At 36.9% G+C, this 15,298-nt stretch carries 15 protein-coding genes; 9 read left to right on the top strand and 6 right to left on the bottom strand.

Annotation, left to right across the window (positions count from 1 at the left end; genetic code table 11):
• Nucleotides 1-98 precede the first annotated feature (98 nt).
• From ACMAYS_RS00610 to rnc, 3 genes are read right to left on the bottom strand one after another with little or no spacing between them, the layout of a single operon-like run.
• Nucleotides 99-1,913: a ribosome biogenesis GTPase Der gene (locus ACMAYS_RS00610; protein ID WP_412462535.1), complete on the bottom strand. Its 1,815-nt coding sequence runs from the start codon at nucleotides 1,911-1,913 to the stop codon at nucleotides 99-101.
• 28 nt (nucleotides 1,914-1,941) lie between these two features.
• On the bottom strand, nucleotides 1,942-2,910 hold the full coding sequence (era, locus tag ACMAYS_RS00605; protein ID WP_103217060.1) for a GTPase Era: 969 nt from the start codon (nucleotides 2,908-2,910) through the stop codon (nucleotides 1,942-1,944).
• A 24-nt stretch (nucleotides 2,911-2,934) separates the two neighbouring features.
• Nucleotides 2,935-3,789: a ribonuclease III gene (gene rnc / locus ACMAYS_RS00600; protein ID WP_392992148.1), complete on the bottom strand. Its 855-nt coding sequence runs from the start codon at nucleotides 3,787-3,789 to the stop codon at nucleotides 2,935-2,937.
• Nucleotides 3,790-3,922: 133 nt separating this feature from the next.
• Between rnc and ACMAYS_RS00595 the strand changes: the two genes are divergently transcribed.
• Complete coding sequence (locus ACMAYS_RS00595) at nucleotides 3,923-4,897, top strand: tyrosine-type recombinase/integrase (RefSeq protein ID WP_392992150.1); 975 nt, start codon at nucleotides 3,923-3,925, stop codon at nucleotides 4,895-4,897.
• A gap of 4 nt (nucleotides 4,898-4,901) precedes the next feature.
• Here the strand turns inward: ACMAYS_RS00595 and ACMAYS_RS00590 are convergent, their stop codons facing one another.
• Nucleotides 4,902-5,735, bottom strand: a complete 834-nt coding sequence (locus ACMAYS_RS00590; protein ID WP_146037783.1) for a hypothetical protein — start codon at nucleotides 5,733-5,735, stop codon at nucleotides 4,902-4,904.
• A gap of 113 nt (nucleotides 5,736-5,848) precedes the next feature.
• Here ACMAYS_RS00590 and fsa point away from each other — a divergent pair, with 113 nt between their 5' ends.
• The 5 genes from fsa (at nucleotide 5,849) to ACMAYS_RS00565 (ending at nucleotide 10,436) form a co-directional block, all read left to right on the top strand.
• Complete coding sequence (gene fsa, locus ACMAYS_RS00585; protein WP_103217056.1) at nucleotides 5,849-6,493, top strand: fructose-6-phosphate aldolase; 645 nt, start codon at nucleotides 5,849-5,851, stop codon at nucleotides 6,491-6,493.
• A 178-nt stretch (nucleotides 6,494-6,671) separates the two neighbouring features.
• Nucleotides 6,672-7,568 (top strand): matrixin family metalloprotease, encoded by an 897-nt coding sequence (locus tag ACMAYS_RS00580; protein ID WP_392992153.1) that lies wholly within the window; start codon nucleotides 6,672-6,674, stop codon nucleotides 7,566-7,568.
• Between the two features lie 58 nt (nucleotides 7,569-7,626).
• Nucleotides 7,627-8,289: a paraquat-inducible protein A gene (locus tag ACMAYS_RS00575; protein WP_103217054.1), complete on the top strand. Its 663-nt coding sequence runs from the start codon at nucleotides 7,627-7,629 to the stop codon at nucleotides 8,287-8,289.
• Nucleotides 8,276-8,872, top strand: a complete 597-nt coding sequence (locus ACMAYS_RS00570; RefSeq protein WP_412462534.1) for a paraquat-inducible protein A — start codon at nucleotides 8,276-8,278, stop codon at nucleotides 8,870-8,872. Before ACMAYS_RS00575 ends, ACMAYS_RS00570 begins: the two co-directional genes overlap by 14 nt.
• Nucleotides 8,865-10,436, top strand: coding sequence for an intermembrane transport protein PqiB (locus tag ACMAYS_RS00565; protein WP_412462533.1), 1,572 nt, complete (start codon nucleotides 8,865-8,867; stop codon nucleotides 10,434-10,436). The genes ACMAYS_RS00570 and ACMAYS_RS00565 overlap by 8 nt, the downstream gene beginning before the upstream one ends.
• Before the next feature lie 56 nt (nucleotides 10,437-10,492).
• Here the strand turns inward: ACMAYS_RS00565 and ACMAYS_RS00560 are convergent, their stop codons facing one another.
• Nucleotides 10,493-12,439 (bottom strand): sigma 54-interacting transcriptional regulator, encoded by a 1,947-nt coding sequence (locus ACMAYS_RS00560; RefSeq protein ID WP_103217051.1) that lies wholly within the window; start codon nucleotides 12,437-12,439, stop codon nucleotides 10,493-10,495.
• A 229-nt stretch (nucleotides 12,440-12,668) separates the two neighbouring features.
• Here ACMAYS_RS00560 and ACMAYS_RS00555 point away from each other — a divergent pair, with 229 nt between their 5' ends.
• The 3 genes from ACMAYS_RS00555 to ACMAYS_RS00545 are packed head-to-tail and all read left to right on the top strand — an operon-like array spanning nucleotide 12,669 to nucleotide 14,968.
• Complete coding sequence (locus ACMAYS_RS00555) at nucleotides 12,669-13,601, top strand: adenosylmethionine decarboxylase (protein WP_412462532.1); 933 nt, start codon at nucleotides 12,669-12,671, stop codon at nucleotides 13,599-13,601.
• Between the two features lie 27 nt (nucleotides 13,602-13,628).
• Nucleotides 13,629-14,495 (top strand): polyamine aminopropyltransferase, encoded by an 867-nt coding sequence (gene speE / locus ACMAYS_RS00550; protein WP_103217049.1) that lies wholly within the window; start codon nucleotides 13,629-13,631, stop codon nucleotides 14,493-14,495.
• Nucleotides 14,496-14,506: 11 nt separating this feature from the next.
• On the top strand, nucleotides 14,507-14,968 hold the full coding sequence (locus tag ACMAYS_RS00545; RefSeq protein ID WP_103217048.1) for an EVE domain-containing protein: 462 nt from the start codon (nucleotides 14,507-14,509) through the stop codon (nucleotides 14,966-14,968).
• Here the strand turns inward: ACMAYS_RS00545 and ACMAYS_RS00540 are convergent.
• Nucleotides 14,965-15,246, bottom strand: a complete 282-nt coding sequence (locus ACMAYS_RS00540) for a hypothetical protein (RefSeq protein ID WP_103217047.1) — start codon at nucleotides 15,244-15,246, stop codon at nucleotides 14,965-14,967. The two genes, ACMAYS_RS00545 and ACMAYS_RS00540, sit on opposite strands and share 4 nt — an antisense overlap.
• Nucleotides 15,247-15,298 lie beyond the last annotated feature (52 nt).

Raw genomic sequence — 15,298 nt, 5'->3', positions numbered from 1 at the left:
TATCGGCAAGCCGTTCGAGTAATTGCGAGTAAAGTCAAATCTAGAGAATAATTAAGAATTTATTAAATGAAAAAGGCCCTCAATCGAGGGCCTTGGTTTTATTTTGAAACTTTTTTCATGCGGTTTTGTAAATCCGTCCCTGTTCTAAAGATCAGGTGAATTGGTGTGTTATCAAGTGGGAAAGCTCCACGTAGACCATTCTTAAGATAACGACGATAGTTCTCAGGAATCCCCTTAGACTTATTCGTGTAGAATAAGAAAGTTGGTGGATCTGCCTTAATTTGAGATGCGTACTTAACACGGAATCTCTTACCACGTGAACCTTTAAGAATAATTGGGTGTCGTTCAATTAACTCAAAAACAAAACGGTTTAGAGCACCTGTTGCAATTGACTGTCTTCTAATGAAGATTGTCTTTGCAAGAATCTTTTTAAGACGCTTAAGTCCTCTTTTGTGCTTTGCCGATATAGGAATAATATCGCAGTAGTTAAGCCAAGGCATTTTATCGCGAATATTTAAAAGCCACTCTTTACGTGCTTCTTGATCCTTGAAAGTATCCCCCATAAGATCAACTTTATTAAGACATACAATTACAGAAGCACCTTTTTCGATTGCGATATCTAGAAGACGCTTGTCTTGGTGTGAAACACCTTTTACAGCATCAATCATATAGATACACACATCACTATCTGCAATACTTCTTAGGGAGCGATATACAGACTGAGACTCAACAAAGTCATCAATCTTCTTTTGCTTTCTAATTCCCGCAGTGTCCACGATGTGGATTGAGCGCCAGTGGCTGCCTTCGACCTCTGCTTCAGATAACGCTTCGGCTTCGCCTTCACTTGCCTCTTCAGAAGATTCAGCTTCAACATCATCACCGAAGACTTGTGCTTCCATACGAGTCGCAGAAGTTTCATCAAGTTCTTCGTCTTGCTCAAGCATAACATCTTCAAGCCCTTCAAGTTCGAACTCGTCAAGCTCAGTCTCAATCTCTTCTTCAAGGTCATATGATGAAATCAGCTCATTATAAAGATCAGGATTATTCTTTTTAAAATCTTCATACTGAGAACGTAGAAGGTTATCGTTTTTAAAGAATGCCTTTGCTTCATCAAGCTTCCTTGCATCTTCCCCAAGGAAAAGATCAAAGTAGCCATCAATTGGATCAACTGTTGTTCCAGCAATATCAGAAACAAGCGCACGCTCACTTCCAAGAAGCTGATTTAGAAGAGTTGATTTACCAGCATTAGGAGCACCAATAAGAGCAAGTTTGGCAACAACGTTTTCACGTGGAGTAACACCACGTTGAAGTGCTGAAACATTCATTACATTATTAGATTCAGAAAATGCCATCATTTCACGGTGAATATTCTCACGAAGGTTCTCCATTCCAAGGCCATGGGCCGCAGAAGTGACAAACATTTCGTCATTATTTACACCAAGCTCATAGAAAGCATACTCATCACCATCTTGAGCGCTTGAATCAAACTTATTAACGATAAGCCACATTTTCTTTTTTTGTTTTCTAATGAAATTAGCAATCGTTTTATCAAATGGAAGTACGCCTTCTCTAACATCAACAACAAAAAGAACCAGATCTGATTCCTCGATTGCCTGATGTGCGTGATCCGTCATGATATTAAAGAATTTATTAGCATTAATCTCTTGCTCATTCTTACCTTGTTCATCAACTTGTGTTGGGTAAAACCCTCCAGTATCAACAAGAATAGCATCTAATGGGCGATCCTCATCGGCATCACTAAAAGTTGTAATTCCATAGTGACGATCACGAGTAACACCTGGCATATCATGCGTAATGGCCTTAAATTGTTTCTTCATTAATCGGTTGAATACGGAACTCTTTCCAACATTCGGTCGCCCAATTAATGAAATGATCATTGATCGTTTTTGCATATTAAAGTCCTATTTTCTTAAAATTAAATTATTTTTTCTTCCAAACACGTGCAGAGTTTGTTGCTCTTGGAAGACCAAGCTCTTCAAGTACGAAGTTATTCTTAAACCATTTTGGAGAAACTTTAACGTGTAGGTTTAAGTGAACTGTCCCGTCAGTCATTGCAGCAATTTTCTTACGAGCACGCATACCGATCTCTTTAATCATTGTACCTTTAGATCCAACAACGATTGCACGTTGAGAAGGACGGTTAACTAGAATTGAAGCCGAAATGTGAGCAGCAAATTCCCCTGTCTTATCTTTAAAGTCTTTGTACTCATCAATTACTACGGCCATCTCATATGGAAGCTCATCTTTTAATAATTCAAAAGCTTGCTCACGGATATATTCTGTTGCGAAGAATCTTTGTGACTTATTTGAAATTGCACCATCTAAGTAAAGGTGTGACCCTGGTTGTGCGTTATCACAAAGAGCAGCTGTTAGTAAGTGAACATTATCCCCTGACTTAGTTGAAATGCAGAAAAACTTCTCAAGTGCTGGAATAACTTCTTTTGCTTGCTCAAAAACTTTATCAAGTGGAAGAGCTTCAGCATTTTCAACACGATCAGATTTCGTGAATACTAACCAAGTTTTTGATAACTCTTTACCACCAATATATTCTTTAAAGTCTTTAATTTGGCCAAGGATATCCTTTGTTAAATCAATTAGAAGAAGGTTTACATCAACACCATCAACACCTTCTACTGCTTGTTGATTAATTCTTTTGTTAAGTTCTTGACTTGCTTTGTGTAGACCTGGAGTGTCTACTAAAACAACTTCAGTATGATCAACTGTAAATACTGCGTGAAATTTATTACGAGTTGTTTGAGGCTTGCTTGTTACAATTGATAAATCCATTCCTAGTAAGTAGTTTACAAGTGAACTTTTTCCTACGTTTGGAGCTCCAACGATTGCTGCCATAAGTGATTTGTTGTCTGGGTGTTGATTTTCTAATAACATAATTTCTCCGTCAAATTAAACCTATTAAAGTCGATCTAATAAATTATCTTTTAAGCATTTTTTTGCAATTTCTTTTGTTCCATTCTTCTTGCTATGAGAGATTAACTCACAGATATATTGCTCATTTACATAGAGTTCAATTTTAAATTCTTGCTCAATCTTCGTGGCGCGATACTCTGGTAAACATTTAAAACGCGCTAGTGTTTCTTCTTGAAGCTTTGTCTTAGGATCAAAGTCCAAAAGCTTCTTTTCACAAAAAAACTTCTCACCAACTTCTTTTTCATACATTGATAGTAATGTGTTTAAATACTGATCGGCACGATCAACACCTTGATCAATTGCGATCGCTCCCAGTAGAGATTCAAAAAGATCACAAAGAATCCCACTATTCACTTCCTCATCTAACTCACCTTTTCCAACAATCAGAAAATTTGATAGACCAAGAAAGTTTGAAAGAGCACTTAGACTCTCCTCATTAACAAGAGCACTACGAAGCTTAGAGAGTTGCCCCTCATTCATATTTTCGAAATTTAAAAAGAGGTTCTTAGTAACAAAAGCACCTAAAACAGAGTCACCATAGAACTCAAGTCTTTCATAGCTTTTCACTTTTACTTTGGCCTCGTGAGCATATGAACTATGCGTAAAAGCACGCATAAGAAGTGCGTTGTCTGTAAAATTTAAATTGAATGTAGCTAGAAGCTTCTCTTCAATATTTGAATATTTAAGGAATGTATCGATTAAGAATTTGTGATTTTGCTCAGATGCACCAGTAGCATTAGCGTCACCAGATTGCTTAAAATTTGCAATCGTGTGCACATAAAATGCATGGGCAAATGGATTACTCTTCCCTTGCGGGGCGAGTGAGGTCGTCTCGAGCATAAATCACCTAATATTAAATTGTTAAGGCCATTTATAATGCTTTATCCCACCAAAAGCAAGCCTAAGCTTCTTCTTGTGAAATAATAACAGGTTCGTTAATATATTCAGTAATATACGTAGTTTAAGGATGGATATGGAAATCACTACAGCCAATAAAAACAAGTTAGAAAAGTGGCAAAAAGCCTTCTTCAAGAAGATAGAGGCCAAGGGCCGAAGCCTAAACACAATTAAGAATTATCGAACAGACTTGGCCTGTTTTAACCAATATGTTACAGAAAGTGCAAAGCAAACCAGTATTGAACAATACTCAATCCTTGAGATTCTTGAATACGGTAAATTTCTAGAGGCCAAGTATAACTCAGATAACTCTCGTCGCCGTCGAGTACAGGCACTAAGAATCTTTTTTGATCACTTAGTTGAAGAAGGTATTTTTAACGCGAATCCTGTTAGAAAGATTCCAACTTCACCAAAGTTTTTAGATATTCCCAGACCTGCGACATTCTCCCACATTAAAAGCTTGTGGCATACAATCTTAAATGATCAGCGTACGGCCAAGAATGACCTAGAAAGACTAAAGGCCAAGCGAAATGGGATTATCTTTAGTGCCATCTACCTTGGTGGTCTTAAAGTAAGCGAGCTTTCAAAAATTAAAGTTTCTAGTTTCTCTTTTAGAGATGAAATAAAAGCGGTTATCACCCATGAAAAGCGTGATCCTTATACTGTTACTTTTCCAGCTATATTTGGACGACTATTTTATGAATATGTTGAGCTCTTAGAGAAAGTTAAAAAAGAGCAGGGACATAACTTCCCTCACTTACTCTTTAATGCCAATGCACACAAAATCCTCTCAGGAGGGCTTTCCGCACGTGGAATGGAGCTCTTATTCGAAGAGTGGCGCAGCCAACTGATGATTCAAATAACACCTAAATCACTTCGTCAGTCTTGTATTTTCACTTGGCTTCATAATGGAGTTAATGAGACAACAATGAAGGAATGGTTAGGAGTTTCGCCAGCATATTCTCTAAGGCCATATAAAGAACATATGGATAAGCACTTCTACAACGACCAATTTATTGAATTGGCAATGAATGAAGATAAATTAATCTAAAATATTAATAAGAGTTTTTAATTGGAACTGGTCTGTCATAAACAGGCAGACCTGCATCCTTATCAAGATGCCAGCGATCAGTGTAGAGCTCATCTTTTTCAACGCGGTAAAAGTTAAGGTCTTGATCAAGTTTATCCAATTTATAAATGAGTTCAGCCTGCAGACGAACTTGATCGTTCTTTTTTGAAAGTAGTAAATTTAAGGCCTCGTCTTTCTTTCTTTGAAGCTCAAGAATTTGCTTATCATAATCGGCCGCTACTTCAACTTGCTTTTGAGAAAATCCCCAGACAAATTTATTCACGTCATTCAACTGAAATGTAAAATCTCTCTTCTTAGCAAGTAGAGACAAGCGATAGCGTGATGCTTCCTTGATTCGGGCCGAGAGCATCTTGCTTTCAAAAACAAGAATTGTACCTCTTCTTAAAGACGAATTTTCACCCCAACAGTCTTCAAGGTCTTTAGCATAGATTGTTATATACTTATCTTCACTAGAGCGCACATGTCCTTTACAGCGATCATTATCCATATTTCTTGCAACATTAAAAAAGACTGTATCAGATGGTTTTAGAAATTTAACATTTCGAGACTCGACCTGAATTTTAAAAACTGTTGAAGATGGATCCTTATCTGTCACACGTCCTGAAAATTTTGAATAATCGACACTTGGATCATAGAAAGTATCAAAGCCATGATCGTTAATATAATTTTCGTAGGCGTTATAGTCCTTTTTTATATTCTTATTGCGAACATCATCTTTTTTGATGATAAAACCATCAGCGTTGGCCACGACCTGAGCTTGGGCAATAATCAATGAAAATACTAGAAGTATTAATCTCATATGTTCATTATAGCGCAAAACGTCTTTACTAAAAGAGGCAGAAAACTTGTCCATTACCCCTGCCCATGATAAATTTCACTAGTTAATTTTTATATTTCCCTTAGGAGCAAAGAATGCAATTTTTTATCGATACAGGTGATATTAACGAAATCAAAGAAGCAGCAAAATGGGGCATCATTGATGGTGTAACAACTAACCCATCAATCATTGCTAAAACAGGACGCTCACAAGTTGATGTTATCAAAGATATTTGTGAAATTATCGACGGGCCTATTTCAGCTGAAGTTATTGCAACTGACAAAGAAGGTATGATTAAGGAAGGAAGCGAGCTTGCTAAAATTCACAGCAATATCGTCATTAAACTTCCCCTAACTGAAGATGGAATTGCTGCATGTAAATGGTTCAGTGAGAACGGAATCAAAACAAACGTAACTCTATGCTTTAGCTCAAACCAAGCATTACTAGCAGCTAAAAATGGTGCAACTTATATTTCTCCATTCATCGGAAGACTAGATGATATCGGTGCAGATGGAATGACTCTAATCCAAGAAATTCGCCATATGTATGATATCTATGGATTTGAAACAGAAGTACTAGCTGCTTCAGTTCGCCACGCTGATCACGTTAAGCACTGCTCAATGGTAGGTGCAGACGTCGCAACAATGCCATTTGGTGTAATCAAGTCACTTTTCGCTCACCCACTGACTGAAAAAGGACTGGCACAATTTCTGGCCGATCACGCGAAGTCACAGAAATAATCAGCAGTTATCACATCTAAAGAATATCTATAAATAATATTTGTGATTACGGGGAGTTATGCTCCCCGTTTCTTTATTTTTTCTAAATTTAAATTCCCACAGACCGATATCTATTAAAATAGTGCTTACCAGCACATATCCGAGCGTTTCGCTCTTTTATTTTTGGTAAAGGTTTGGGATGAATTTTTTAAAATCAACTTTTCTATTAGCGTGTTTTTGTACCGCTACAATCTCGTGTGTTGCTGAGCCAGAAAAAGGCCCATCCCTAGCAGCATTACCCCTTCGTTGGAATGCCTCTGCCCTGCCTTTAACTGTAAAAGTTCACAATGACTTCAATATTATAAATGAGCTGGATGGTGGATCAGATAGTCTGCCTCTAGCGGCCGAAGATGATGGCGATTACCTAGAATATGATCTAATGGAAGAGATGCAAAAGGCATGGAATGATGCAGACTCAAAGAGAGACTACTTTGTTCTTGGCCATGGGCAAGCGGCTTCTCGCACACCTTCTTCAAATCTAAATGACTTCTATGACGGCGAAGTCGGTATCTATATCACTCAAGACTGGTACCCAGAAGTTGGCTATGGCGTTCTGGCCATTACTTCATACTTTGCTGAACACAAAGGTGATTACCTTCGAATGGTTCACGGTGATATTATCGTTAATCTTCGTGACTACTGGTTTACTTTCGATAATACAGAAACGGCCAATTCGTTTTACGACATGCCTTCAGTCATCCTACACGAGCTAGGTCACCTTATTGGATTAAAACATACTAATTCAAAATCTGTTGAATCAATTATGTATCCACAACTTGGTGGTGGTGAAAAGAAGAGAACTCTAAGCTTTTACGACTCTAAAACCATCGAAAACCTCTATGATAATGCCACGGCCATGACTGCAGGTGTCCGCGCTGCAGCACTAGGAAGTACAGATGCCAGCTTAGATGAGTCAGGTAATGAAGAATCGGATGAGCCGCCAAAGCTTATTCATGGCTATATTGAACTTCGCACAGATGGCTCATGCCAACACTACCTCGATGGTAAGTTAATTGATTCTCACAAGGCCTTTTAGTCCATAGTGCAAGGTTTGCTCTCTTAAAAATATCAGTAATTTATGGCCTAATATTAGTATGGCCATAATTCTAGACGACACAGACAAAACGTCTCTTCCAATTGATGAGGAAACGCTAAAGGATAATTCAAAATTAATCCTCTGTCCTGACTGTGATGAACTTTATGAATTTGAATTAATCGCCCCGAGACAAAAGGCCGTTTGTCACTGTTGTGGCTACACTCTTTACCGCGGAGATAGCACGATTCGCATGGTAAGAGTTCTTACAATCTCAGGCCTTCTCTTATTTTATCCGGCATTCTTTCTACCAGTATTAAAAATTCATATGGCAGGTAGTAATTTAGAAACATCGACTTATCAGTCAGTCTTCGCATTTGCCACTAAAGCTTATTGGCCAATAGCAATCTCCGTGGTTCTCTTCGCTATCCTTATTCCACTCTTTAGACTGCTTGTATATTTATCAATAATTTTTAAAAACAAATTTATTAATCGAAATATTGGTAGGCCTCTTTTGAAGTACCTTGCACCTTCACATGAGTGGTCTATGGTTGATGTTTACTTTATGGGGATTATTGTTACCGTATCCAAAATGGTCGACCGCTCAGATGTTGAGCTCACAATTGGGACTCTGAGCTTAATCCTCCTCATGGTTAATAACATTCTACTTCAATCGGTTACTCATTTTGATGAATTATGGAAGAGGCTTTATGAGAGGAATTGATCATCAAAAGGCCCTGTGCCCGAAGTGTCAGAAAGTAAATTCTATTCTTACATGTACACGATGTGGAGCAAAGATCGAGCTTAGAAACTACGAAGGAATCTCACGTTGTAAGGCCTATTTAATTGCGGCCATCGCGCTTTATATACCAGCGAATCTACTTCCCATGATGACCGTTCTTACATTTAACAGAGGTACACCAAGAACAATTCTTGGTGGTGTCATAAACTTAATCAATTTAAAAATGTATCCCATTGCCATGATTGTTTTTGCGGCAAGTATAATTGTCCCAATATTTAAAATCATTTCACTTTGGTATATCATTGATAATATAAATACTTTAGATGAGAGAAAAAAGAAGAAGTTAACAAAGTTATATCGAGTTGTTCATATCGTTGGAAAATGGTCTATGCTTGATATCTTTGTCATCGCCCTACTCGTTATTCTTGTTAATGTTGAATTCATTTCTCAAATAAAGGCAGAGCCCGCAGTGCTCTACTTTACAGCAGTTGTAATACTAACCATCCTGGCCTCAAACGAAGTGGACACTAGATTAATCTGGGATGATAAGGAAAGATATGAGTAATGCAAAACCTCAAGTTGTTAACAAAAAAGGAATAAATCCAATATGGTTTTTTCCTGTTGCTGCGGTTTCTATTGGAATCTGGCTTTTGTATACAAACTTAATGGCCCGTGGCTCATATATCACAATCAACTTCAGAAATGCTGATGGGATCATTCCAGGTAAAACGACAATTATCTATAAAGGAACAATTGTAGGACGTGTAAAAGATACGGAACTAAATGAAAACCTTACAAGTGTTGCCGTTCATGTTGAGATGAATCCACGCATGCGTGAGTATCTTTCAAAGGATACAAAGTTCTGGCTAGTAAGCCCAACTGTTAATCTTTCAGGTATCTCAGGCTTAAGCACAATTATTAGTGGTAAATTTATCAACATGCATCCAGCTAAAGGCAAGTTCATTAGAAAATTTGATGCCCTAAATGAAACACCAAGAAGTCTTAGAAAAGATGGTATCTATATCAAGCTAAACGCCGACAAACTTGGCCCTATCTCAATAGGCTCACCTATTTACTATAACAAGATTCAAGTTGGTGAAGTAACAGGCTATGATCTGGATATGGAAAGAGATGGTGTTGATATTACTGTTTTCATTGAAGATCGTTACCAAAATCTTATTCACTCAACATCTAGGTTTTACAATGTTAGCGGAATAAGTGTTGATGCTTCACTTGCTGGAGTAAAAGTTAGAACTGAATCTTTAGCTTCTCTTGTAAGAGGAGGAATTTCATTTGTTAATTTTGAAAGTGATGATGAAACAATCTTAAAAGAAAACTTCGAAAAGAGCTATAAGCTCTACTCATCGTACGAAGAAACAATTCCAGGTAAAGAAATTTCAATAGAGTTCCCACTGGGAAGTGCTGTTTCAAAGGTTAAAACACCTATTAAATTTAGAAGTATCATTATTGGTTATGTGACAGGCTCAAAAGTTGATCGTAATAAATCAACACTAACAGTACAGGCAAATATAAAGAAAGAGTTTGAAAAAGTTGTTGTTAAAGGTGCACAGTTTTGGGAAGTTAAACCAAAAATTTCTCTTAGTGGGATTGAGTCACTAGATGCACTTACAGGAAATTATATTGCTGTTGATATCAGTCGCTCAAGATATAGAAAGAGTAAAGAAACTGATAGATTTAAGGCCTTGAGACAAGCTCCACTCAAAGAGGTTCATAATAAATATGGACAAAGACTCAGCCTTTATAGTGATCGTCGAAACTCCCTAGCAAAAGGCCAAGGTGTTTATTATCGTGGCATTCAAGTGGGAGTTATTACAGACGTAAGACTTAATACACGCGCTAAGAATGTTATCGCAGACATCTTTGTGAATTCTCCATACCACAGACTTTTGAAAGAAGAGACAAAATTTTGGAATGTAAGTGGAGTTGATGTTGAATTCGGATTATTTTCAGGCGCAAAGATCAGCACACAATCACTAGAAACGCTTTTATCGGGTGGAGTTGAGTTTGCAACCCCAGAGAAATTTTCACAGCGTAAAAAAGATTATTTTAGAATTCATAAAAAGGCCGATAAAGATTGGCTTGAATGGAAACCTATTATTGAACTATAAATTATAATAAAAAAGCCTCGCATTGCGAGGCCTTTTTATTTCTACTATTACTAAATTTAAGCAACTTTCTTTTCTTTCGTAATTTCTGCTGGACTCTCAAGAGCATCAAGTACTTCCTGAGAGAAAATTAGCTTCTTACGAAGTGCCTCTCTTGAAATTCCCATCTCTTTTGCGGCCTTAGATTTGTTACCAAAATTTCTCTTAATCTCATTAAGAATCATCTCACGCTCAACTAGTGCAAGACGATCTTTTAGAGGTAAAGTAAAATCCGTTACGTGATCAATTTGACCAAACTGTTTTTGCTTCATTGAGATATCAACTAAAGGTGATACACCATCATTGATTTCAATATCAGAGATAATATGTGATTTCGGATGATATAGCACAGCTCTCTCAATACATTTTTTTAGCTCGTAAACATTTCCTGGCCAGTCGTACTGAAGAATTTGCTCCATAACCTTCTTAGAGAAGCTCTTAAGAAGCAGGCCTTGTCTCTTGCACTCAACTTTTAAGAAATACTCAACAAGCATTTCAATATCATCTTCACGACGTCTTAGTGGGTCAATATTAATTTGCGCTTGTGATAAGAATTCAAAAAGATCACGGTGAAATAAACCTTCATCTGTTAGAATTCCTAAATCCTTAATAGAAGTTGCCATAATTCGACAATCGATGCTTACGATACCACCAGGAGTTCCTCTATTTGAAATAACATCAAAAAGTCTCTCTTGCCATTCGTAAGATAGATTCTCAATGTGGTTAAGAACTACTGTTCCACCTTGAGTCTTTGAAAAAACGCATTTCTCTTCATCAGGACCAAATAGCTGGGCCTCTAATTTTTGCATATCTTGTAATTTACAATTTACTGTATTAACTTCATGCAGGCCGCGCTTACCTTCAAAGTGTAAAACAGTTGCATAAAGATTTTTACCAACACCTTTCTCTCCAGTGATTAATACAGGACTATCTAGATCTTTAAGTTTTGAGATTGAATTTCTCATCGACTTAACACCAGCTGTGTTTCCAATAATTGCATACTGACGATCATACGGAGCTGAGAACCTACGAATTTTAGAATTATTCGAAATCGGGTTGAAGCTATGAAATACTGAAGAGAAAACAAGGGCAAGAACCTTCATTGTTTTTTCATCTTCAATTGTAAAACGGTCTTCGTTACGTTTATTAATTACTTCAATGACACCAATAATTTTGTCTTCGCGGTTATGAATTGGATAACAGATAATCGACTTTGTCGTAAATCCATTTTGCTCATCAAAAGCATTATTAAAACGTGACTCATCACTTTCCGTACAAATATTTAGCGCAACACCTGTTGTAAAAACAGATCCAGCAACACCTAGACGGTAATCAAACTTTAAACCAGTCTTATCAAGCCCTAACGCTGCAATGGCCTCAAGCTCATTTGTATCTGGATTAATTAGAAAGATTGAAGAGCGTTGTGCATTTAAAATGCGGATAACTTCTTCAAGCATAGTATCAAGAAACCCTTCTTTGTCACCAAAGTGAGTGATGTCTTTAAATAGAGAAAGTAAAAGAGAGAACATTTCAAATCCTTCATTAGGATCTGTGTAGCGCTCTTTTAATGCTGATTGAATTAAACAGTCTTTAAGTCTTTCTGAAGAGAAGCTCATGATATAGCTTTCGAGGAATTTATTAATTCCCTTTTCAACATCTAACTCAACACCGTAGATAATTTCTTCGTCTTCTAATACATTCGAGAAAGCGCGAACAACTCGCCCCGTAAGATCAAGATGCTTTTTCTTAAATTGCAAAGAAACTTCAAGCTCCGTTCCTACAGAAATTCTCTCATGAGTTTTAAAGCCAAAACCTGTTATTGAAATATCAACAAGCTTTGCATCATCGATATATTCTAGATGTCCTACTTCATCTTCTTTTTGAATAAGAAAACGTAGGTTATCTGCTTCCTCTACAGGTATTCTGAAAGATTGAAAGAACTTAAATTCTGAAAAACTGGCGAGCATGATAATCCCCTCATTAATGCTATACAGTTATTAATCGGTAAAATTTGGTTAAAACTTTAGGCTGTTGCCCAAAATTATTGGCTATAAAATCTATATGATTGGCCGCATTTGCTCCTTATTACTTGCCTGATGGGCCCACAAGCAATAAGATGTGATATTAAAATTAGTTGTAATATTGAGTACTTGCGTAAAGTAAGCAGGTATAAATGCATTTAAAATTGGATGAATTATGATTTTTGAAGGTTCAGAAAAGAAGGCCGAAATTATCGTTAAAGATGGCCTTAACTTACTAGAAATCCCTGATACATTTTGGGCCCAGCTAGTTGAAAAAGCGAAAGCGACAATCCTATCTAGTGTAAAGAATGACAAACTGAAAGCTTTCCTACTTTCAGAATCTTCCCTATTTGTTTGGGAAGATCGTATGCTTATCATCACTTGTGGACAAACGACATTGATTCAGGCCATTGATTTCTTCACAAGTGAATATGGCAAGGATTCAATTAAACAACTTATATTTCAAAGAAAGAATGAGTACTTCTCACATATGCAGCACTCAACTTTTATGGATGATATAAAATTATTAGAAAATAAATTTAATGGAACAGCGCTTCGTTTTGGAAATATCGACGACCATCACAATTATATTTATTTCCTAGATCAAGAATACACTCCTTCAGCAGATGATCATACTTATGAGCTTCTAATGTATGAGATTTCTTGTGAAGCAAGAAAACTTCTTACAGATGAGAATGTGACAAAAAATCAAATTAGAAACTTATTAAAGCTTGATAAGATTCTTCCAGGATTTGAACTAGATGATTTTGTTTTCAATCCTTACGGATATTCTTTAAATGCGATTAAAGATGATAACTACTTCACTTGCCATATTACTCCGCAAGAAGAGTGCCCATATATTAGTTTTGAAACTGATATTGATATGAAAGAAATTGCAAGTGTTCTAATCGATGCCATGGAACCAATTTCTTATGACTTCATCGAGTTCTGCCCTAATCAAGACGGGACTTGTGGTTTAAATGTTAACCCAGGTGAATACAAGGCAAAGACGCAAGTTGAAAGCTTCTTAAAATGTGGATACATCATGTACTTTTCTCATTTTTACAAGCTACGTACAAACCGCTTAAAACCTTACAAATTACTTTAATTAATTTAAATATTTTAGGAGACAACTATGCACAGTAACCTATGGATTGAAGAAAGATATAAAGATTTTTACGGAATGAGATATAAAGTAGAGAACGTTCTTTACTCGAAAAAAACAGAATTCCAAACAGTAGACGTTGTTGAAACAAAAGGGCATGGAAAAATGCTTCTTAACGACGGTCTAGTAATGGTAACGGAAAGAGATGAAATCGCTTATCACGACATGATTTCTCACGTTCCATTATTTGTTCACCCTAATCCAAAAAACGTTCTCGTTATCGGTGGTGGTGACGGTGGTACAGCAAGAGAAGTTCTTCGCCACGCTTCTGTTGAGAAGTGTACAATGGTTGAAATTGATGGCGCCGTATGTGAAGCATGTATGGAATTCATTCCACAAACTGCTGAAGTACTTAAAGGCCATCCAAAATTAGACCTTATCATCGGTGACGGTGTTAAATTTGTACAAGAAACTACTGAAAAGTTTGATGTTATCATCATCGACTCTACTGATCCAATCGGTCCAGCGGCCCCTCTATTTGGTCCAGAATTTTACACAAACGTAAATAAGTGTCTTGCAGATAATGGTATCGTTGTTTCACAAGGTGAATCACCTTGGTTTGAAGCAGAGATTCAAAAGAGTATGCTTGGTGTTTTAAATGATATTTTCAAAAATACATTTATCTATAACTTCTCTAACCTAACTTACCCAGGTGGACTGTGGTCATTTACTTTTGCAACTAAAGGCGACACTCACCCAATTAATGACTTTAGAGAAGAAGCAGTAGCAGAATCTGGACTTGAGTTCTCTTACTACAATGCAGGACTTCATAAGGCAGCTTTTTATCTGCCAACATTTATGAAGAAGAATCTTGAAGGTTTAATCCAAAACCCATAAGGACTTAGTTCATGCAGTACTGGCTCTTTAAAAGCGAACCTGATGCTTTCTCAATTGATGACCTTGCAAGAAGACCGAAACAAACGGAGTCTTGGGATGGTGTGAGAAATTATCAGGCACGTAACTTCATGAGAGATGAAATGAAGCTTGGAGACAAGGTCTTCTTCTATCACTCAAGTTGTAAGGAGCCAGCAATTGTGGGACTTGCTGAAGTTGTCAAAGAGTCTCATCCAGATAAAACTCAATTCGATGAAAAATCAAAGTACTTTGACCCTAAGGCCACGACTGATAATCCTCGTTGGTTTCTTGTGGATGTAAAATTTGTCGAAAAATTTTCAAAAGCACTAACCCTTAAAGAGATGAAAGCAGATCCTCGCTACGATGAGATGCCTCTTGTAAAGAAGGGTTCTCGCCTTTCAATCATGCCTATTCCCAAACAAATTGCGAGCACTATTTTAAAAGATATTTCTTAGAAAATTTTAAAGACTAGAGTTTGTAAAAACTCTCTTCCAAAGGTTGTATAACTAAGGAATAAAGTCACAAATGACAAGATAAGCCCTATTGTAAAAAAACTAAGAATAACAATTCCTGTTCGTCCAATAAGAGCTTTAATAGGTTGTTTATAATAGAGAGAAAGATGTGAGAGGTCGTTATGGCCATGAACACCACCAAATTTATACTCCTGCACACTTGATTCTTGTGTACTATCGGCAGCACTTAGATCGACATTTGATAGGTCCTGAATTGGCATTTCCCGTTACTCCTCACATCAGCTTTGTCGCTGACATGAGAAGTATCGGTAA

Source organism: Halobacteriovorax sp. RT-2-6 (assembly GCF_047085025.1).
Taxonomy (GTDB): Bacteria; Bdellovibrionota; Bacteriovoracia; order Bacteriovoracales; family Bacteriovoracaceae; genus Halobacteriovorax_A.
This window is presented reverse-complemented; position numbering and strand designations above follow the sequence as displayed.